The sequence below is a fragment of the Mycobacterium basiliense genome, assembly GCF_900292015.1.
GTDB classification, from domain to species: Bacteria; Actinomycetota; Actinomycetes; order Mycobacteriales; family Mycobacteriaceae; genus Mycobacterium; species Mycobacterium basiliense.
In genome coordinates, this window is record NZ_LR130759.1 from 887,600 (window position 1) to 908,666 (window position 21,067).

The 21,067-nt window shown below is 64.9% G+C and carries 16 protein-coding genes and 1 pseudogene; 9 read left to right on the forward strand and 8 right to left on the reverse strand.

Translation table 11 applies throughout. From position 1 onward, the window contains the following. The first annotated feature begins 41 nt into the window (after nt 1–41). The 4 genes from MB901379_RS03870 (at nt 42) to MB901379_RS03890 (ending at nt 4,717) form a co-directional block, all read left to right on the forward strand. On the forward strand, nt 42–1,037 hold the full coding sequence (locus MB901379_RS03870) for a methyltransferase (RefSeq protein WP_158018923.1): 996 nt from the start codon (nt 42–44) through the stop codon (nt 1,035–1,037). A gap of 317 nt (nt 1,038–1,354) precedes the next feature. Continuing rightward, the gene (locus MB901379_RS03875) at nt 1,355–1,894 is read left to right on the forward strand and encodes an adenylate/guanylate cyclase domain-containing protein (protein WP_232021978.1); all 540 of its coding nucleotides are present in this window, start codon (nt 1,355–1,357) and stop codon (nt 1,892–1,894) included. Nucleotides 1,895–2,634: 740 nt separating this feature from the next. Continuing rightward, entirely contained in the window at nt 2,635–4,062 is a 1,428-nt protein-coding gene (locus MB901379_RS03885; RefSeq protein ID WP_158015450.1) for a cytochrome P450, read from the forward strand. A gap of 403 nt (nt 4,063–4,465) precedes the next feature. Beyond that, entirely contained in the window at nt 4,466–4,717 is a 252-nt protein-coding gene (locus tag MB901379_RS03890; protein WP_158015451.1) for a hypothetical protein, read from the forward strand. A 90-nt stretch (nt 4,718–4,807) separates the two neighbouring features. Here the strand turns inward: MB901379_RS03890 and MB901379_RS03895 are convergent, their stop codons facing one another. Continuing rightward, a complete protein-coding gene (locus MB901379_RS03895) occupies nt 4,808–5,974 on the reverse strand; it encodes an FAD-binding domain (protein ID WP_158015452.1) in 1,167 nt (388 codons plus the stop codon). Nucleotides 5,975–6,224: 250 nt separating this feature from the next. On the opposite strand from MB901379_RS03895, the gene MB901379_RS03900 reads away from it, so the two are divergent. From MB901379_RS03900 to MB901379_RS03910, 3 genes are all read left to right on the forward strand, one after another. Further along, complete coding sequence (locus tag MB901379_RS03900; RefSeq protein ID WP_158015453.1) at nt 6,225–7,220, forward strand: TIGR03086 family metal-binding protein; 996 nt, start codon at nt 6,225–6,227, stop codon at nt 7,218–7,220. A 176-nt stretch (nt 7,221–7,396) separates the two neighbouring features. Then, nucleotides 7,397–8,500, forward strand: a complete 1,104-nt coding sequence (gene galT, locus MB901379_RS03905) for a galactose-1-phosphate uridylyltransferase (RefSeq protein WP_158015454.1) — start codon at nt 7,397–7,399, stop codon at nt 8,498–8,500. Continuing rightward, nucleotides 8,497–9,609 carry a galactokinase gene (locus tag MB901379_RS03910; protein ID WP_158015455.1) on the forward strand — a complete coding sequence of 371 codons (1,113 nt, stop codon included), beginning with the start codon at nt 8,497–8,499 and terminating at the stop codon, nt 9,607–9,609. The genes galT and MB901379_RS03910 overlap by 4 nt, the downstream gene beginning before the upstream one ends. 12 nt (nt 9,610–9,621) lie before the next feature. Here the strand turns inward: MB901379_RS03910 and MB901379_RS03915 are convergent, their stop codons facing one another. Then, nucleotides 9,622–11,142, reverse strand: a complete 1,521-nt coding sequence (locus tag MB901379_RS03915; RefSeq protein WP_232021980.1) for an alpha/beta hydrolase — start codon at nt 11,140–11,142, stop codon at nt 9,622–9,624. A gap of 59 nt (nt 11,143–11,201) precedes the next feature. Then, a complete protein-coding gene (locus tag MB901379_RS03920) occupies nt 11,202–11,687 on the reverse strand; it encodes a hypothetical protein (RefSeq protein ID WP_158015457.1) in 486 nt (161 codons plus the stop codon). 52 nt (nt 11,688–11,739) lie between these two features. Between MB901379_RS03920 and MB901379_RS03925 the strand changes: the two genes are divergently transcribed. Then, nucleotides 11,740–11,934 carry a hypothetical protein gene (locus tag MB901379_RS03925; protein WP_158015458.1) on the forward strand — a complete coding sequence of 65 codons (195 nt, stop codon included), beginning with the start codon at nt 11,740–11,742 and terminating at the stop codon, nt 11,932–11,934. Nucleotides 11,935–12,037: 103 nt separating this feature from the next. Here the strand turns inward: MB901379_RS03925 and lpqN are convergent, their stop codons facing one another. Next, entirely contained in the window at nt 12,038–12,718 is a 681-nt protein-coding gene (gene lpqN / locus MB901379_RS03930) for an envelope biogenesis lipoprotein LpqN (RefSeq protein WP_158018924.1), read from the reverse strand. 186 nt (nt 12,719–12,904) lie between these two features. On the opposite strand from lpqN, the gene MB901379_RS03935 reads away from it, so the two are divergent. Then, nucleotides 12,905–15,541 (forward strand): GH92 family glycosyl hydrolase, encoded by a 2,637-nt coding sequence (locus MB901379_RS03935; protein WP_158015459.1) that lies wholly within the window; start codon nt 12,905–12,907, stop codon nt 15,539–15,541. A gap of 21 nt (nt 15,542–15,562) precedes the next feature. On the opposite strand, the gene MB901379_RS03940 is transcribed toward MB901379_RS03935, so the two are convergent. The 4 genes and pseudogenes from MB901379_RS03940 to MB901379_RS03955 all read right to left on the reverse strand — a co-directional run bounded on the left by MB901379_RS03940 (nt 15,563) and on the right by MB901379_RS03955 (nt 21,039). After that, on the reverse strand, nt 15,563–17,938 hold the full coding sequence (locus MB901379_RS03940; protein WP_158018925.1) for a lysylphosphatidylglycerol synthase transmembrane domain-containing protein: 2,376 nt from the start codon (nt 17,936–17,938) through the stop codon (nt 15,563–15,565). Between the two features lie 98 nt (nt 17,939–18,036). Next, nucleotides 18,037–19,052 (reverse strand): annotated as a pseudogene (locus tag MB901379_RS03945) (DUF222 domain-containing protein). 147 nt (nt 19,053–19,199) lie between these two features. Beyond that, complete coding sequence (locus tag MB901379_RS24130) at nt 19,200–19,772, reverse strand: hypothetical protein (protein ID WP_197717857.1); 573 nt, start codon at nt 19,770–19,772, stop codon at nt 19,200–19,202. A 7-nt stretch (nt 19,773–19,779) separates the two neighbouring features. Further along, the gene (locus tag MB901379_RS03955; protein WP_158015460.1) at nt 19,780–21,039 is read right to left on the reverse strand and encodes a metal-dependent hydrolase family protein; all 1,260 of its coding nucleotides are present in this window, start codon (nt 21,037–21,039) and stop codon (nt 19,780–19,782) included. Nucleotides 21,040–21,067: the final 28 nt, after the last annotated feature.

Genomic DNA, 21,067 nt, shown 5'->3' on the forward strand with positions numbered 1-21,067 from the left:
CGGGAGGTCGAGTGGAGAATCGGTTGAGTCCCGACCGGATCATGGCGATCGGTGCCGGATACGGCCCATCGAAGGTACTGCTGACCGCGGTGGGTCTCGGGCTCTTCACTGAACTCGCCGATCGCGCGATGACCGCGGAGGCCATCGCCGCCCGTTTCGGGCTGGTGCCAAGACCGGCGACGGACTTCCTCGACGGCCTGGTGTCGCTGGACTTGCTGCGGCGCGATGGCGACGGGCCCGAGGCCCGCTACCGCAACACGCCGGAGACGGCGCGATTCTTGGATGAAGCCAGCCCCGACTATCAGGGCGGCCTGCTGAAAATTTGGGACCAACGCAACTTTCGGTTCTGGGGTGATCTGACCGAGGCCCTGCAGACGGGCAAGCCACAGAACGAGGTCAAGCGAACGGGCCGGCCGTTTTTCGAGGCTATCTATGCCGACCCGAAGCAACTCGAGGCCTTCGTGACCGCCATGGACTCGGCATCGCGGCGCAATGTGGAATTGCTCGCGGAACGCTTTCCCTTCGAGCGCTACCACGCCCTTTGCGATGTGGGCGGCGCCAACGGACTGCTGTCGCGGACCGTTGCCACGGCGCATCCGCACCTACAGTGCATCAGTTTGGACCTGCCCGCGGTGACCGAGATCGCTCAGCGCAAGCTGGCCGAGCATGGCTTCGGTGATCGAGTGCGTGCGGTCGCCGGTGACTTTCTGGCCGACCCGCTGCCGGCCGCCGATGTCATCACGATGGGGCAGATCCTGCACGACTGGAATCTGGACGGTAAACAACGGCTGATCGAAAAGGCCTACGAGGCATTACCAAAAGACGGGGCTTTGGTCGTGATCGAGACGCTGATCGACGACGCACGGCGGGAAAACACCGAAGGATTGATGATGTCGCTCAACATGCTCATCGAATTCGGTGATGCGTTCGACTTCACCGGTGCGGACTTCCGGAAATGGTGCAGCGCAGTAGGATTCCGGTCTTTCGAGGTGATCCCGCTGGCCGCCGGCTCCAGCGCGGCGGTCGCTCACAAGTAGCGTCGGATCCGCGGTCACCTGCTTGCGCGAATGCCGCATAGAATCGGCCAATGTCGCGCGGACACACGCCGCCGCGCCCCGAGGGTGCGCAGGCCGACCCGGAGGAGTGGGCGCGCTTCTTCGAGTATTTCGGACACGCCAAGGTGCGTCGTGGAATCCGAGTCATCTCCAGCCTTCCGTCTGCACCCCGGTGCGAGGCCTGCGGTAACCCGTTCGCAGGAGTTGGCGGCTGGTTGATGCGGCGGGTGGGGAAAGGCCCATCCCGGAAGAATCCGCGCTGGTGTCAGGTTTGCTTCGAGAGGGCGCCCAGTGGCGGGGTGACGCTGCCGATCGGAGTTCTTTTCGCAGACGTGCGCGACTCCACCGCTCTGGCTGAGACCGTGGCGCCGGACGAAATGGTGGCTGCCCTCAATCGCTTCTACTCGAAGCTTACGCAGGTGATCGTGCAGCACGGGATCGTCGACAAGCTCATCGGCGACGCCGTCATGGGGCTCTATTTTGCGCCGCTCAGTGCGGACGGCCGCTATGTCAGTTCGATGGTCAATGACGCTCGCACCATCCTGCGCGAACAGGGCTATGGCACCCCGGAGGGTCCGCAGCTGCACGTTGGCATCGGACTCGACGTTGGCCCCGCTTACGTCGGAATCGTCGGTGAGGGCGAGATCCGTGACTTCACCGCGATCGGAGACGTCGTCAATACCGCGTCGCGGCTGCAAAGCGTTGCCGCGGGCGGCGACATCGTCATGTCCAAGGCGGTCGCGGACATGGCGGCCGTCGAAGACGGCGAGGAGCTCACGCTGAGCCTCAAAGGCAAAGCCGAACCGGTCACGGCACGCCGGATCACGCTGGCCGGTTGAACCCCAGATGGAACTGTCCGAGTTCAGCATCGCCGAACGGACCGCGTTCCAGCGAGGCGAGTGGACGGCCGCCGGGCTTGCCCAGGATGGGTGATGCCCCTTCGCCAGGAATTTTTCGAGCAGACACAGGCCACAGGGGATCTGACCGACGGGCAGTATTTGCTGATCAACGCCGAGCTACGGCGTTTGGCCGGTGGCGAGGGCATTGGCAAGACACTGGCGGAGCACTCGGCTCGCTGCCATCGTCGCGCCCACCGAAGGCTCGCTGGCGTTCGTGATCGATCCGGTGGTCGGCGACAACATCTTGCCGGGCGGTTGTTCGTCGCCGCCGGCAGTCGCGGGTTACCCACACATCTGTGTTCCCGCCGGGTACCTCTTTGGCCTGCCGATAGGATTGTCGTTTTCGCGGGCGCGTTCTAGGAGCCGAAACTCATTGGCTACGCCTACGCGTTCGAACAGGCAATCCACGCGCGACGGCCACCGCGAATTGCCTCTGCCATGCAAATCCGAATAGGTGAGGCCTTGAGTGAACCGCGTTATACGTCAGTCTGTTTCACGTATTCCCGGCCGTAGCGGTAGCAATCACCTTGCCGTACATCATATTTGGGATACATCGGAGACTGTGCGGTGGCAAATCGCACGCCGGCAACCGATATTGACGCTACCGCTAACGCGGGCCATGGCGTGATAATTCCTCAAACCATCCGGTCGGCGCCCTCGACGTATGTAGCATTGCGGTCATGACCAACTCCGCCGCTGCCGCGCTGCCTCCCGGACCCTCGTTGCCTCGGCTGGTGCAGGCTGCATTGTTGATGCGGTATAGCGCGTGGTTCCTGGCCGCGTGTCGACGTCGTTACGGCAACATTTTCACGCTGCGCGTCGCGGGCTTCGGGACCATGGTGTATGTGAATGACCCGGCCGACATCAAGACGGTGTTCGCCGGCGATCCGCGCGTCTTTCATGCTGGGGAAGCCAACGAGATGCTCGGCGGATTGTTGGGCGAGAGTTCTTTGCTGCTGAGCGATGACGACGTACACCGGGATCGTCGACGTCTGATGCTGCCGCCATTCCAGCGCGACGCTGTCGCGCACCAGGCCGCGCTGATGGCCGAGATCGCGGCGGAGAACATCGCCGGGTGGCCGGTGGGCCGTGAGTTCGCGGTGGCTCCCAAGATGTCCGAGATCACGCTCGAGGTGATCCTGCGGATTGTCATCGGTGCCACCGACCAGGCGCGGTTGGCGATGCTTCGCAAGGTCATGCCGCGAGTGCTCGACGTGGGGCCGTGGGAGACGCTGGCGCTTGCCAAACCCGAGCTCATGAATCGCCGCCTGTGGCGACGACTGCGTCGGCACATCGCGGAAGCCGACGAGTTGCTCTACGCCGAAATTGCCGACCGGCGCGCTGACCCCAACCTCGCGGTGCGCACCGATGCGCTGGCCATGTTGGTTCGCTCCACGGACGACGCGTCGGACGGGACGTGTGCGATGACGGACGCCGAGTTGCGAGACCAGCTGATGACGTTGCTGGTCGCCGGGCACGACACCACGGCCAGCGGGCTCGCCTGGGCACTGGAGCGGTTGACTCGGCACCCGGCAATTCTGGCCAAGGCGGTGCGCGCGGCTGAGGCCAGCGGCTCGGGCGATCCGGCCGGTGACGAGTACCTCGACGCGCTGGCCAAAGAGACGCTGCGCATCCGCCCGGTCGTGTTCGACGTTGGCCGGGTTCTGACCGAGCCGATCGAACTGGCCGGCTATGCGCTACCGGCAAGAACCATGGTTGCTCCCGGAATCGGGTTGGTACACGGGAGTGCCGAGGTGTATTCGGACCCGGAGCGGTTCGATCCTGATCGCATGCTTGGCGCGACGCTGAGCCCGACCACGTGGTTACCTTTCGGCGGCGGCAACCGACGCTGCCTTGGGGCCAACTTCGCCATGGTCGAGATGCGGGTCGTCCTGCGGGAAATCTTGCGGCGGGTGGAGTTGAGCACCACCGCGTCAGCCGGTGAACGACAACAGCTCAAACACGTCATCTTGGTGCCACGTCGTGGTGCGCGCATCCGGGTCGGTGCGGTCCGTGACGTGCCGGCGGCTGCGCGGTTGGCGGCCCCGGAAGGGGAGTGCCCCGCCGGTCGCCGGACCACGTCGTCGAGCCCTTCAATGCCCAGGTAGTTCCCGCAGGACGGACGCGGCGGCGAACATGTGTCGATTGCCTCGGTGAATCCGCCCGCAGCACAGCATGTCGGATATTCGACAATTGCATTGAATATTAGACAACCGCCTGGTCTGGGTGCTTAAATGACTGTGCCCTGCAAATTGCCCAACGGCATCTATCAGCAGGACGCGCGGCAGGACGTCCAGGTTGCCCATAAAGGCCTAGGCGGCTTCTGGTTCCGATCGCGCGGGCGCGCAGTGCGGCGCGCCATGTTGGATCGATCCAGTGCCGCGTGCGCAGCGCTTGCGATCCGTCAACACGTCGGTGGCTGCCCCCAGATTTGCCACCGCCCATTTAGTGCGAGCGCCGCCGAGGCCAAAGTCGGTGTGCGTCAGGCACAACGGAAGAAAGAGAATCCCGATGAACATTGCCCATATTCTCGCTAGCGCCGCCGTTGCCGGAGCCCTCAGCATGGGGGCGATCACCGTTGGCGCGGGCTATGCTGCCGCAGACCCTCCGCCACCCGCCCCCGCACCCGTGCAGGCGGGACCGCCCCCGGGAGCGCCTCCGCAGCCCCCGCCGCCGGCCTATGCCCCCAACACGCCGGTGGTCTGGGATGCCGGACATCAGCACTGGGGTATCTGGCTCAACGGCGTGTTCATTCCGCTCTAGCCCCCGCGCTTCGCGCGCAACGCCAGGAGGTCGCCCTCGCCCGACGGTGAGGGCGACCACTGCGTAGAGCGCCGACCGCTCACCAGGTAGCTACATGTCGTATTCGGGCAGCTGGAAATCGTCCCGCACGCTGCCGGCAATCAACGTCGCCAACGGCCTGACATTCATCGCCCGCATTGCCAGATTGCGGAACCATAGACCGAATTGGGTTCGGGTGGCAAAGAATCCGATGTATTTGGCCGCACTGCCCTGCTTGTCTCTGATGAAGGGGCGCAGCTGTGCCTCATAACTAGCAAAGGCCCGACGGTGGTCGCCTTGAGCGCGTTCGAGCTCGCCGGCAAGCACATACGCCTCGGTCACTGCCAGGCCGGTACCCTCACCGCCGAGCAGCGAAATGCATCCGGCGGCGTCACCGACCAACAGCACCCGATCACGCGACCAGTGATCCATCCGGATCTGGCTGACAACGTCGAAATATAGGTCATCGACGTCGTCCAGGGTGGCCAGGATGTCTGGGCATTCCCAGCCGGCATCACCAAAATGGTTGCGCAGCTGTTCTTTCGGTGTTGCGCCGCCGCTGTCGTGTTCATCGCGGAAGATGAACAGGAACATGGTGCGGTCGCCGCGCAGTGCGACGCGCCCTACCTGCTTGCCCGGAGTGTTGTACAAGACGTAGGTCAAGTCGTCACGAGGCCAGTAGCCTTCGACGACCCACGCCGCGACCTTGCAGCCCAGGTAGTGCTCATAATCTTGCTCAGGCCCGAAGACCAGCCGACGCACATTGGAGTGCAATCCGTCGGCGCCGATCAGCAGATCGAATTCACGCGGTGTGCTCGTTTCGAAGGTGACGTGGACGCCGTCGACGTGCTGGTCGACGCTGGTGATGCTGTCGTCGAAGCGGGTCTCCACCTTGTCCTCAATGGTCGCGTAGATGGCGGCGGCCAGGTCGCCGCGGGGCAGGCTGGTGAAGTCTTCGCCGAACATGCGGCGAAAGACGTCAACGCTGACATTGGCCTTGACCTCGCCCCGGGAGCCCACCGAACGCAGGTTTTCAATCTCATACCCGGCGGCGCGGACCGGGTCCTCGATGCCCATCCGCTTAGTCGCTTGGTAGCCGACGCCCCAAAAGTCGATCATGTAGCCGCCGGTGCGAAAACTCGGCGCTTGTTCGATCACTGTCGGGGTGTGGCCGCTTCGATAGAGCCAGTGGGCAAGTGCCGCACCCGCCACCCCGGCGCCGCTGATCGCTACTTTCACACTGCAATTGTGCCCCTTGGCAGGATTCAGGCAACCAATGGACGGCGCGGCTAACGTATCGAAGTGTGCTCGACACGATCGTGGTCGCGGCAGAGTCCATCCGGTGGCGGCGCGGTGCCGTGCGGCGCCCGTCGAAGCCCGTCGTCAGGCCAGTCCCTCTCGACCCGGGCCGACACCGTTATGCGGCGAAACCAGGAATCCACCCTGGATCTGGTCGATAACTTGGGCAGTGTCACAGGAAGAGCTCGTTATGCCTTGGGAAAAAACAACTTTTGTGCCCCGCGAACCAGACGAAACATTTGCGCTGATCGCTACCCCCGAAGGGCTTCGGTGCTGGTTGACCATCACGGCTCGCATCGAACTGTGCGTCGGTGGGGTATATCGCTGGACGGTGACGCCCGGACATACCGCAGTGGGCACCGTCGCTGCAGTCGACCCGGGAAAGCTGGTGGTCATCTCCTGGGGCTGGGAGCGGCGGGGCAATCCAATGCTGGATGAGTCGACGGTGAGCCTCACGCTCACCGGAGTCGAGGGCGGCACCGAGGTCCGGCTGCTGCACGACGGGCTCACCGATGAGCAGGCCGCCCGTCACGGCGAAGCCTGGAATCACTACCTGAGCAGGCTGGTTGTTGCGGGCCAACATGGTGACGCCGGTCCCGACGAATGGGCGGCTGTCCCCGAGCCGCTCGATGAATTGTCCTGCGCGGAAGCAGCGCTGGCGGTGATTCAGCACGTGCTGCGCGGGCTGGCCGCCGCTGATCAGGCCAAGCAGACGCCATGCAGTGAATACAACGTGGCCCAGTTGGCTGATCATCTGATGCGCTCCCTGACGATTATCGGCAGCGCCGTGGGCGCACGGATACCACCGCGCGACTTGGAGGCGCCGCTGGAAACTCAGGTGGCCGACGCAGCGCAGGCGGTGCTGGAAGCGTGGCGGCGACACGGTCTGGACGGCACGGTCGAGCTGAATGCAAACCAGGTACCCGCGGTTGTTCCCGTGGGCATTCTCTGTCTCGAATTTCTGGTACATGCTTGGGATTTCGCAATTGCAACTGGACGTCGGGTGGTCGCATCCGAGGAGCTGGTGGAGTATGTGATGGGAGTGGCCGGCAAGGTCATCACCCCGGCAACCCGCAACTCCGCCGGCTTCGCGCAGCCAGCGGCGGTCGGCTCTGTTGCCCCAATCCTGGATCGGCTGATCGCCTTCACCGGCCGGCGGCCGACCAACTCCGCATCCGCGGACTAGCCAGGGGGCAATCGTGCCCAGGGCTTCATGGCCACGTGGCAAGGAGAACCAATGGCCGCAATCGTGTCGATGCCACCGAATGCGCCGCAGTGGTTCGCAGCTCGTCGGGACCACCGGCCACGCCGACCACCGCCGTCCATGATCACCCGCCGGGATACCCGCTAGTCTTCGAGATCGTGACTGCGCCGACGCGGGCGAAGCTGGCCGATGGTCGTGAACTGTTGTTCTTCTCCCTGCCTGGGCGCCGGCCGGCGCCGGTGGCGGATCGCCGGCCGCTGCCGGCGCGCGACCCCGAGCAGTCACAGTTGCGGTTCGACAAATCGACAGGTCAGTGGGTGATCATCGCGGCGCTGCGCCAGGACCGCACCTATAAACCGCCAGCAGATCAATGTCCGCTGTGCCCCGGGCCAACGGGGCTGACCAGCGAGGTTCCCGCCCCCGACTACGACGTCGTGGTCTTCGAAAACCGGTTCCCGAGCTTGTCCGGCGCCGTCGATCGGGCACCCGCGCCAACGCTGTCTCCCGGAGAGGGCTTTCTGTCCGCACCGGGACATGGCCGCAGCGAGGTGATCTGCTTCTCCAGCGAGCACACCGGTTCCTTCGCGGAGTTGACGCTGCCGCACGCCCGGCTCGTCGTCGACGCGTGGCGCCACCGCAGCTCCGATCTGCTGGCCACTACCGGCATCGAGCAGGTGTTCTGTTTCGAGAATCGCGGAGAAGAGATCGGGGTGACGTTGACCCATCCGCACGGTCAGATCTACGGCTATCCCTACCTGACTCCCCGCACCGCCGCCATGCTGGGCCAGGCTCGTGAACATCGGATGCGGCATGGCGGCAACCTCTTTGCCGATCTGCTTGCCCGCGAAGTCGCGGACGGAAGCCGTGTCGTCACGCGCACCGAGCTGTTCACGGCGTTCGTACCGTTCGCGGCGCGCTGGCCGGTCGAGGTACACATCTACCCAAACCGGTTCGTGCATAATCTCGCTGAGCTGGACGAGGCGGAGCTGGACGGATTCACGCGGGTCTACCTCGACATGCTGGCGCGCTTCGACCGCATCTACGCACCGGCGGTTGGCCCGCTGCCGTACATATCGGCACTGCACCAGTTCGCCGACACCGATGCCCAAGCTGACGGCTACTTCCATGTCGAACTCATGTCGATCCGGCGCAGCGCCACCAAGCTCAAATACCTGGCCGCCTCCGAATCGGCGATGGACGCCTTCATCAGCGACGTCACACCGGAAAGCGTCGCCCAGCGACTGCGGGACCTCGACCGATGACCCAGACAAGCGTTCGCTACGCCGCACCCGGGCGCGTCAACCTGATCGGTGAACACACCGACTACAACCTCGGCTTCGCGCTGCCGATCGCGCTGCCGAAGCGCACGGTGGTGACGTTCACGCCCGGCGATGGCGAGGTGATCACGGTGAGCAGCGATCGGGTGGATGGCTTGACGCGCGTTCCGTTGGACACCGCTCCCGGCGACCCCGCCAGCCACGTGGTCGGCTGGGCAAGCTATGTGGCCGGGGTGGTGTGGGCGCTGCGGCACGCCGGCCATCCGGTCCCCGGCGGCGCTATGTCGATCACCAGCGACGTGGAGATGGGGTCCGGCCTGGCTTCCTCGGCGGCGTTGGAATGCGCGGTGCTGGGCGCCATCGCGGCTGCCGCCGGTGTCCACATCGACCCGACAGAACGCGCCCGGCTGGCTCAGCGGGCGGAAAACGATTACGTCGGCGCCCCAACGGGTTTGCTTGACCAGCTGGCGTCGCTGTTCGGGGCGCCGGCGACGGCCCTGCTGATCGACTTCCGCGACCTCACTGTCGCACCGGTGCCCTTCGACCCGGACGCGTGTGGAGTGGCGCTGCTGCTGATCGACTCCAAAATCCGCCACCGGCACGCCGGCGGAGAATATGCGCAGCGCCGCGCGTCCTGCGAGCGTGCGGCCGCCGATTTGGGTGCGTCGTCGTTGCGTGAGGTGCAGGATCTCGGGTCCGCGGGATTGGCCGGGGTCGCCGATCCGGTCGACGCGCGACGCGCCCGCCATGTGCTGACCGAAAACCTCCGGGTGCTCGAATTTGCTGCGGCGCTAGCCGATTCAAACTTCGTCGAGGTTGGACGGCTTTTTACCGCGTCGCACAACTCCATGCGCGACGATTTCGAAATCACCACCGACCACATCGACCTGATCGCCGACACGGCGGTGCGCGCGGGTGCCCTGGGCGCCCGAATGACCGGCGGTGGCTTCGGCGGATGTGTGATCGCCTTGACGCCCGCCGAGCGGGCGGAGGCGGTTGGTTCTGCGGTGCGGCGGGCGGTGGGCGCGGCCGGCTTTGAGCAGCCGGTGATCACCCGGACCCGCGCGGCCGCCGGCGCGGCGCATGTGGGGTGAGCGAATCAGGATCTACCGGGTCTCGGGAAGGCTGAACGTCGGCATGGGCGTTGAGTCGATGCAGGACTGGTCGAAATAGCTCGCCGGGTCGTCCAGGAATGCCGTCATGATCGACTGGGCACACTGGGAAGTGGGCAGCACGCCGTGACCCACGCCCGGGACGCGCACCATGACTGAATTGCTAAGCCCGGGGGTGATCTTTTTGACCCACTGTGGTGCGGTGCTGGAATCGAAAGTGCCCGACAGAATGAGTGTAGGGACCCCGCTGGACACCGACAGGCGATCGGCCGTGTCGGACCTGCCCAGGCCCCACGCATCGCATTCGCGGAAGATCCAACTGCCGGTCGGAGTGATCCGCAGTACCGATTCTGGAAGCAAGGGCATCGCCGATTTCGCTTGGGAAAGAGCACTTTCCGGCGTGGTCCAGTTGGCCATCTCCTGGCAGTAGGCACCCAACGCCAGCCCTGCGCCCAACAGCCCGCGTTGGTCGGGCGGCGGGATGCTCGCGGCGATTCCCGCGGCTGCCAAGCTGCCGTCGCCGTGGGCGAGGTCGAAGAGCATCCGCGGAATGTCGGTCACCTTGGCCGGGTCGGCACTCCAGTTGAGCACCAAGGGCACCACCTTGGAGCCGTCGATGGTGACTCGAACCGGATCTCCGGCCGGACCGGTGGCGGTAACCTTCAGCGGTGTCGCGCTCAGCCTGGTGACGACGTCGACGAAAATCGTTGCCAGGTCCGGATAGGCCGCGGCGCACTTGGGTTGGGTGGCGCACGCCTGAAAGATCGCGGCCAGGCCGCTAGCGGGGGCTTCCCACCACCGGTCGACAATGTTGATCGACGACGGCACCACCGAGTCGAGTACCAGAGACCTGATGCCGTCGGGATGGGTACGCAGCAACTGCTGAGCCAGGTCGGTGCCATATGAGACGCCATAAACGTTCCAGTTTTCGATGCCCAACTGCACCCGAAGGTCGGCGATATCGGCCGCGTTCTCCCTGGAGCTGTAGGCGGCGAAGTCGAAATTGCTCGGCGACAGCTTGTTTCGGCAGGCTGTGACGGCAGCTGCGGCCAGATCCGCAGTCGACGGGGCGGTGAAATCCAAGTCGACGGCATGGGCGGTGAAGTCGTCCATTTCCGGGCAGCTCAGAAACGGATCGCTGTGCACAGTCCCACGCTGGTTGACAAAGATGACGTCCCGGTCGGCATTCATTCCGCCGGCAACGACTCCCGGTGCGCTCAATGTGCCGGCGCCGCCGGGACCTCCGGCGAGGAAGACGATCGGATCGGGCTTCGGGTTATCGCTGGCGGCTGTCACCCGGGCAACCAGGATCCGTATGGTCCGGCTGTTCGGTTTGAGACGGTTCTCCGGCACGGTGAGATATCCACAGCTGTAGGCGGCCCCCAGATCAGCTTGCGGCACGCCGGGGAAGTTGGGCACCGGGCACGGCGCGGACTCGTAGAAGGTCCTCTTGGTCGCCGAGCCGCACGCGACCAGAAGGCTGGCCGTCAACACCGCCACGAGTAGGCACGACAATGCTGCATTCGAGCGGTGAAACCCACTTGTGTGCGGCCGGTTTCGCACTATGCGGGACGTCAGCGGGCCGGGGTCAACTTGATTGCCGCCAGATGCAGCCGGTCGACCGCCTCGGCGAACTCCTCCCGGGTCGGCATGCGTTGGTCGCGGAACTTCAGGCCCATCATTCGCTGGGCGTGCTTGAGGTCATAGGACTGGGCGCAACGTAGGTAGAGATCGCAGACCACGTCTTTGTCCTGGATCAGGTCGCCGCGCATGCTGGTCGCCCTGCCGTCGTAGCGGACCTGTGCCGTTGCACCACCGCGGAAGTTGTGCTTCCAGGGGGCGCCGGTCAGCGCGTAGAGATCGTTGTCGATGAGGTGTGCGCTCACCGGAAGTGAGAACCGCCGTCCCGACTTTCGGCCGGCGAAGTCGAGCATCATCAGCTGCTTGCGCAGCGAGCCGGCCAGCGGGGTGCCCAGGAGGAAGCCGAGCATCGGATTGACGACCCGAAGTACTGCCGAGGGCGGGTGCCCGACGTCCACCGCGTGCGACTGTGCTGCCATGTCCTCACCGTAGGACACCGGGGCCGGCTACGGGAGTGGCAAATCCCGGCGGATGACGTTTCGGGTGGGCGGCGCCGCTGCCGCGCACGCTGTCACCGCGTCGCCGGGATGGGATTGCCATCGAGGCACCCGGCAGCGTTCGATAATGCAGCGCTATCGCGAGGCGGCGGGCAACGCCACTGAGCACGCAACGGACTTTGAGGATTTGCGGTACTTCAGGGACCGCGCCGATGTCGTGACTGGCTGAGCGGCCGCGGTTGGGATGTCTCAGCGGTTCCGGCCGATGAGCTAATCGCCCGTCATGGTCGCCACGCGCCCGAAGGGATCGAGGACGGCGCGCCGCGCTGCCGTCAGGATGTGATCGTCGTCTGGTCGTCGATGATGTTGGTGGCGTCCATCAGGACGCCTTGCTCGCTGTCGAGGGCATCGGCGTCCAGCTGTAACACGAACAGTCCGTCGGCGCTGGGAATCACCACCGTCTTCTGGGCAATGGCTCGCTGCTTCCCGTTCTTGGTGTAGGAGCCGCCCAGCTGCCATGCCTGGAAACCGCTGAGCGTGGAGGCGCTTCCGTCGTTGCTGCCCTGATATCCGGGCAGGTTCTTCAACTCGCCCGGGGCGAACTCGATGATCTTCGCCGCATCGACGTTGCCGGTCAGCTTGGACAGGATCGCCACGATAGTGGGCGGATCGTTGGGATCGCTGGGTTTGGTGTAGACAATGCCGCCATACGGCGCGCCGGAGCCTTCGGGAATCAACTGCCAACCATCGGGCACCGGCAGGTTGATGTTCGGCGATCCGGGGTCGCCATGATGGATGGGCGTCTCCTGAATGTTGTTCTCCCGAATGTAGTCGGCGATCGTGTAGTTGACCTGGGCGCCCGGCGTCGCGCTCGTCGTTGACGTGGTCGTCGATGTTGACGTCGAGGTGGCTGTGGATGTGGACGTCTGGCCATTGGTCTTGGTGTCGGAGCCGCAGCCAACCAGCGTCACGCTCAGCGCCACGGTGGCAATCATTGCCATCAGGTCCTTCATGTAATGCATCTCCCGGAAATTTGGGCCCCGGTGCTTGCGCCGGTGACGTCGGGACAGACATTAGCCGAATCGGCGCCAAGCATTGTCGCTTTGTGCGCGGCGCCGGCCGTCGATCGACGCGTCAGCTCAGTCTCGATTAGCCTCGAAACAACCACAGGAACCCCCTACGTGCAGTAAGAGACAGTTATGCGGTCACGCAGGTCGATGCGGGCCCTCGTCGCACTGGTGGCGGCGCTGGGATTCTTGGTGCCGTTGATTGCCGCCACGCCGACCGCTTACGACGGTGAACCGCAGTTCGTTACCAACCCGGTCGAATACGTCGACACCCTCGTCGGCACCGGCAGAGGAGGCGAGATCGTCGGGGAAATCAACAACTTCCCGGGCGCCTCGATGCCATTCGGCATGGTGCAGTACTCGCCGGACACCCCCGGCAACTACGCCGGATACGATTTCCAAAACCCACGCTCCACCGGGTTCAGCATGACGCACGCCTCGGTGGGCTGTGCCGCCTTTGGTGACATCTCGATGTTGCCGACCACCAGCGCCGTCGGTGCGCAACCTTGGCGCGCCACGGAGCGGATTGCCCACGACGACACCGAGTCGGGTATGCCCGGCTACTACACCGTGCGATTCCCGTCCAGCGGAGTGACCGCGGAGCTTACCGCCACCACGCGAACCGGATTCGGTCGGTTCAGCTACCCGCGCGACGGCCGGCCGGCCACATTTCGCGTGCGGTCCGGTGCCTCGCTTGCGGGAAACTCTCGCTCAACCATCCAGATCGGTGCGGACAGCACCACCATCACCGGGTGGGCGACCAGCGGAGGATTCTGCGGTAAGAACAACACCTACACGGTCTACTTCGCCATGCAGTTCAGCCAGCCGTTCACGTCCTACGGAACCTGGGACGGCGCCGCCGTATACCCCGGCTCGCGTACCGCGGATTCGCCTTACAGCGGTGGGTACGTGGAGTTTCCGGCCGGCTCGGTGCTCGAAGTTCGCACCGCGATCTCTTATGTGGGGATCGACGGAGCCCGGGCGAACCTTGCCGCCGAAGGTGCGGCCGGCTTCGACGACGTTCGTGCGGCCTCCGCGGCCACATGGAACGCAGCCCTGTCGCGCATCGCGGTGGCCGGCCGGGATCACGGTCACGTGGTGACTTTCTACAGTTGCCTGTACCGATCGCTGTTGCATCCCAACACCTTTAACGACGTTGACGGCCGCTACCTCGGGTTCGATAACACCATTCACGCTGTTACCCAAGGACATACCCAGTACGCCAACTTCTCCGATTGGGACACCTACCGGAGTTTGGCCGCCCTGCAGGGCCTGCTCTTCCCCGAGCAGGCCAGCGACATGGCTCAATCATTGGTCAATGATGCCGAGCAGAGCGGATCGCTTCCACGCTGGGCACTTGCAAATTCGGCGACCGGCATGATGAGCGGGGACAACGTAGTGCCGCTCATCGTGAACTTGTATGCGTTCGGGGCCAAGGACTTCGACACCAAGACCGCACTGCGCTACATGGTGCACGCGGCGACACAGGGTGGTGTTGGGCTCAACGGATATGTGGAACGGCCGGGAGTCGCCACCTACCAGGAGCTGGGCTACGCGCCGCAGGCGGTCGATTTCGGTACCAACGGTCGGTTCGCCGGCGCGTCGATCACGCTGGAGTGGTCGCTGGACGACTTCACGATCTCCCGATTCGCCGATTCGCTGGGAGATGCCAAGACCGCCGCCGAGTTCCAGCGCCGGGCGCAGAACTGGCAAAACGTGTTCAACCCCAGCACTCGGTATATCTCGCCGCGCAGCCCGATCGGATTCTTTGCACCGGGACCGGGATTCAAGGACACCCCCGATGGCTTCGGGCAGGACGGGTACGACGAGGGTAACGCCGAACAGTATCTCTGGTGGGTGCCGCAAAACATCGGTGGTCTGATCACCGCTCTTGGGGGGCGCAAGGCGGTTGCCGACCGGCTCGATGGCTTCACCAAGAAGCTCAACGTGGGTCCCAACGAGCCGTACCTCTGGGTCGGCAACGAGCCTGGCTTCGGGGTGCCGTGGCTGTACAACTACGTGGGCCAACCGTGGAAGACGCAGCGGACGGTCGATCGGGTGCGCGGCCTGTTCTCACCCACGCCCGACGGCGCACCGGGCAATGACGACCTCGGCGCACTGTCCAGCTGGTATGTCTGGGCCGCTCTCGGCCTGTATCCGATCATCCCGGGGACCTCGATCCTCACCGTGAACACCCCACTGTTCGATCGCGCGATCATCGCCCTACCGGGAGGCAAATCCATCCGGATCTCCGCACCCGGCGCGACCGCGCCCAGCCGGATGAAATACATCAGCGGCCTGCGCATCGACGGCCGGGCCACCGAGCAAACGTTTCTTCCGGATTCGATCATCCGCACCGGCGGCGACGTCGCCTTCACGCTTTCCGGCAGGCCCAACAAGTCGTGGGGAACTGCCCCATCCTCGGCGCCCCCGTCGTTCGGGGCGGGTAGTTCGGCGGTAACGGTCAACGTGGTCCGGCCGATCATCGGTATCGCGCCGGGTGCAACCGGCACCGTCAGGCTCGACATGCAACGGATGATTGCCGATGCCGGCGACTACGTGGTCACCGGATCGTCTGCCATTGACGGTGTCACGGTGACGCCCGCGTCTGGCGAGTTCGGTGAGGACGGGGCGGCCGCGGTGGACGTCGAAATCGCCGTCGCGCGGTCAGTGCCTGACGATTACTATCTGACCTATCTGACCACCACGGTCGGACACAGCGCCAGAAGTTCGGTGGTGCTGGTTGTGGTCATCGACTTGGCGGAATAATGCGGTGCCGGAGCGGATTTGCTAAATCATCTCGTTCTTGGTGAGCCAGCGCATCACCGGCCAACCGAGAAATACCGGCAGCCAGCAAGTGAGTACTCGGTACAGCAGCACCGAGGGCACCCCGATCGCCGCGGGCACGCCGAAGGCGGCAAGTCCACCGATCAGCGCCGCCTCGACGGCGCCCACGCCGCCGGGTGTGGGGGCGGCCGAGGCGAGCGTCCCACCGACCATCGTTACCACGGTGACGGTGACGAATGTGGTGCCGCCGCCGAACGCTTCAATGCTGGCCCATAGCGCCAACGCTGCGCCGAGAGTCGTTCCCGCGCAACCGAGTAGGATCACCCCCAATCTTTTCGGTTCGCGGGCAAGCACGACGAGGTCGTCGGTTACCTCCTTGAGCTTGGGACGCACCTCGGTGGACAGCCAGCGCCGCAGGTTGGGCACGAACAAGACGGTGCCGACGATGCCCAGCGCGACACCCGCGATCAGGTACACCACCGTCCCGGTCGGGACGAAGTGGGACAGGTCCGCTGAGGTGCCCGCGACCGCGCTGAACAAGATCAGCAATGCCAGGTGGACGATGACCTGAACCGACTGCTGCAGGGCTACCGCCGCGGTAGCGCGTAACGCGCTCAGACCGCTCTTCTGCAGAAACCGGGTGCTCAGCGCGAGGCCTCCCACGCCGGCGGGTGTGGTTGTTGCCGCAAACGTGTTGGCTACCTGCACGATTGACAGCTTCCAGAAACTCACTTGCCCGTCGGCGCAGGTCCACAAGGCCGCGGCCGCCCCGACATAGGTCAGCGCGGACACCGCCAGGCCGAGCAGCGCCCACGACCAGTTCGCCGTTCTGAGCTGGGAGAAGAACGTGGGTACGGTGCTGATGAACGGGTAGGCGACATAGACCAGCGCGCCGATCAGCACCAGCTGAATGAACTGGCTGCGGCTGAACCGGGTGATCGTCTGGGTTTCGATTTGATCGGCACCGGTTTGGCGCTTGACCTCCTCGCGGGCGCCGGAGATGACGGACTTGGCGTTGGCTACCGATTCACGAACTCTTTTGGGCACAGCTGATTTGGTGAGCCGCCGCGAGGCGCTCAGAATGGTGTCCTTGCCGAAGGTGTGGATGGCGGCGCTGACCGCCGATTTTGCGTCGTAGAGCGCCGACGTGGTTACCAAGAGTTGGGCGATATCCGACTGCAGCTGGGCGTCCGTGGCGCCGTATTCGGCGCTGCCGAAGCCGCCGAACAGGACCGTGCCGTCGTGGACGGTGATTTCGTGACAGCGCAGATCCCCGTGGGAGATCTGATGATCGTTGAGCACCCGCAACGATTCCCATGCGCGGGCAACCGGTGTTTGGCTTGCACATTCATCCAGCGGGGTGCCGCGAACGGGCCGGTGCGCGTACAAGGTCCAGCCGCGATCAAGCGCCGCCAGAGCGATCGTCGACGTATTGGCGACACCGGTTTCGCCGATGGCGATGGACATCAGTGCACGATGCTCGACGGCGCGGCGAAGCGAGGCCTGCAGGGGTGCCGTCTCCGAACCGCGCAGACGCAGCTTCCACCACAGTTGCCGCAGCGCCCCACCGCTGCGTTGATGCGGTCCGTACAACTCCACGGCCGCCCTGGTGTCGGGATCCGGTGAGGTGGCCAACAGAACGAGTGGCCCGGGTCCGCCCGGCCGCACCACCGCGAGCGTGGACACCACGAATCCGCCCTTGGCCATCGCGCGAACCGCGCCCTCCAGTGGCACTTCGAGCGCAGGAGTGCCAACCACCAGCACCACCAACGCGCCCACGAACCAGCCGACCGCCAGACCCAACGCCGACCGAGCCGGCACGATAGCGCTGATCACCAGATGGATCGGCACGAAGGCCAGCAGCAGCCCCCACCACCAATGCCGCCAGCGGGCCGGTAGCCAGGGCCCCGACACGGTCAGCACCGCGGCCAGCATCGCGATCCACCGCGGGTCGTCGAGGAACTGCGCGGGCACCGAGCTGAGCTTCTCGGACAGGTCGAAATGCCAACGCGGCGCCGAGAGGCGGTTGCTGCTGATTGACAGGGGAAGAATGGCCATGAATGCCGCCGCCCCGTAGGCGCCGAGCAGCTTCCATTGGCGGCTGATGATCAGGCCGACCAGGATCACGAACGGCAGTGCGACAATCGCGACGCCATAGATCAGGTACACCAGGTCGGACTGGGCGGGGGTCAGCACGCCGACGATTTCGGAGATGGACTTCTCCAGCGCCACCCAGCGCGGTCGGGTGATTACCGAACTCGTGACCACCACCACGAGGAACACCGCGGCCAAGACGAGCCGGATGATGTCGTTGGTCCGCCGGGTGAGCGGGGGCAGCAAGCTACCGGAAACGGAGATGTCGCGCCCGTCAACCCGTATCTTCACGACGATCCCTTCGGATCGGTTTGCCTGTCAGTGACTCGTCGACAACTTAACCCGTGGGACCAGGATTGCAGGCAGGAGGATGCCAACCAAGATCATGGATCGTCCTCGTCCTCGTCCTCGTCCTCGTCCTCGTCCTCGTCCTCGTCACCGTTGCCGAGCAGCCTTTTTAGGTGGAAGAACGCGTTGGCACACGGTTGCCGCAATCGAGGTGGGCAGGGGGAATCCATTCGGTGGTGCCGTCCTTGTGTTTTTGGGTCTGCCAGCCGCCGGAGGTAATCAACTGGTGGTGGGGGCCGCAACTCGACGCCAGATCGCCGATGTTGGGTTCCTGGCACTCGGCGAAGTCCGCGAGGGTGATGAACCTCGGTGCGATAGCCGGGGACATCGCAGCTGGGAGGCGAGCAGCCACTATCCTTGGCATACAACACAATTCGCTGACTCGGTGGGGCGATGCGTTTGGTGTGGTACAGACCTAGCTCGCGTCCGCTCGAAACAATCCGCAGGTGGTGATGCGCGTGGGAGTCCAACCGGATGGCATCGTGCATGGGCAGCACGGTGCCGTCGCCGGCCAGTGCGTTGCCGCGGCCGGATTCCCGTTCGGCCAGCGTCGTCGACACGATGATCGCAATCGGCAACCCAGTGTGGTGGCCAAGACCTCCCGAGCACAGCAACGCCCGCAACGCCGCGGCCAGCGGGTCGTGGCTTCGTGGCCCGGCGCTGCGGGTGTCCGACTCGATCGCCACCTACGACGGGGTGCCGCCGGTGCACGGGGCGGGATCGTCGGGGTTGCACATGCCCGGGGCGGTACCGGCCACCCAGCTCGGCCAGCTCCGCCTCGGCCCTGTCCCGCATGGCCAGGTCGAGGAATCCGGGCAGTTGATGCAGAAAATTGCGGGTCACCCGTGGTCTGGTCGGATTGTTCGGCGATCTTGCCGATCAAGGGGTGTTCGGCGGCCGCTAGCCGGCGCCACAGCGCCCCACAGCGTTCCAGCGGCGTGAGGCATTCCGCGACGGTCAGCACGTCGCACGACAGATCCAGAATCCGGTTCAGCGCCGCGTCCAGCTCGTTGAACGCTACGCCGATAAAGTCGCGGTCATTCGAATGCATGTATGTTCGAGGACTATCGCGAGCCACCGGCAAAAGCCGCCGTCAGTGACCGTTGAAGCTGTTGGTGCACAAGCTAATTCAGTGGCTTAGCAGGCCGCGACCGCTGGGTTGGTGACGCGGTCGGGCAAGTCCCAAGCGGCCGACGATTTACCTCGCTTGGTGGCCGGGTGGGGTGGCGTCCTGGTGGATGCCCACTGGCCGTGTGTGCTCCGCCAGATCGGGGTGATTCGGCACACCCTCCATCAGCGCGAACGGCCCCCCGACACAGGTCCAGTCGTCGTCCCACAACGTTGAGGCCAACCAGGTCCGGTCCACCGGAAACATCAGGTCCGGCAGCTGCTTCGACCCGGATGACTCGACGTTGGTTTGGCGCCAGCTGGCGGCCTGCTGGGGGCCGGCCTGTACCAAAACATAAGGCCAGTCCGCATACAAGCGCACTCGCGGTGCGTCCGGAAAAACGACGTCGGAGCTGCCGGTGTCAAGATATCCAAGCCACCACCGCTGACCGGGTGACTGCCCGTCGAGCAGCGCGAGCAGCGCCCGGTCGCGCCGCCGTTGTTCTTCCCGGTGGTTCGGCAGCACGATGGTGGCGTAGGCGTCGAAAGTCGGCGGGATCGCCGAGGTGATGGTGAGGCCGATCGACGTGGCCTCGTTGATCCAGGCGACATCGGCGGCCGTGCCGACCGGCCAACTGCAACCGTCTCGGATCACCTGGTTCACGGTGGCATCACCCACTCTCCTGCGTGACCAACCTACCGTCCTTGATAATCGCGGCGAACGATTCCTCCGGACGTGCGATCAGCGAGATGTCGGCGACCGGGTCGCCGTCAACGAGTATCAGATCCGCCAGGGCGCCTTCGGCTACCACGCCTAACCGTCCCGGGTACGGATTGCGCGGCCCGGACATGGCCAGCAGCTCGGCGTTGCGGATTGTCGCCTGTTGCAACACCTCGGCGGGGGTGAACCAGCGGGAGAGCTTGGTGAGCATCGCGCCCTGGCGGCTGGCCAGTTCCGGGGCGAACAAGATATCCGTGCCGAACGCGATTTTGGCCTGATGCTTGATCGCCAGCCGATACGCGGCGTCGGTGCCGGCCGTCATCTGCTGCAACTTCGCCTGGTTCGCCGGCGCCAGAGCCCTGTCCTCGTCGGCGAGAAATGGTTGCAAGCACCACCAGATGTCGTTTTCGGCGAGCAGCGCCGCCGTGCCTTCGTCGATGAGCTGGCCATGCTCGATGCAACGGACACCGGCGGCCACGGCGGTGCGGATCGCTCGGGGTGTGTAGGCGTGCACGGTGACATAGGTGCCCCAGTTTTCGGCCGCCTCCACCGCCGCGCGCATCTCGGTCAAGGTGAACTGGGAAACGTCGAGTGGGTCGTAGTTGGAGGCCACCCCGCCGCCGGCCATCAACTTCAACTGCGACGCACCTCGGCGCAGCATCTCCCGTGCGCCGCGTAGCACTTCGGCTTCGCCATCGGCGATCACGGCGGTCCCGACGATCTCGATGTAGCTCAGATGGCCGCACACGCCACGCGGCACCTCGTACGGCAGCCGGAAGTCGCCGTGGCCGCCGGTCTGGGAGATGAAACCGCCGCAGGGGTAGATGCGTGGGCCCGGGATCGTGCCCTCGTCGATGGCTTGCTTGATGCCGAATACCGGCCCGCCCAAATCGCGGACCGTGGTAAACCCGCGCAACAGCGTGTCTCGGGCACTGACGACGGCCCGCGCGAAAACGTATCCGAGCTCGCTGACCAGGGCGACCGTCGTCGGAATGGTGGTGAACATGGTGTGCCAGTGCGCGTCGATCAGCCCGGGTATCAACGTCTTGCCTGACCCGTCGATCTGGGTGCCCGCTAAGTCTGTTGCGCCCGCAGGCTTTAACGATGCGACCAGATTGTCCTCGACGGTGACATCCCAGGGTCCGGTGATGCTGCCGGCGACACTGTCGAAGACGTTGACGTTGCGGATGTGCAGCTGGTGTGTATCCATGCCGGGCTCCTCGTCGAGAACAGCTTGT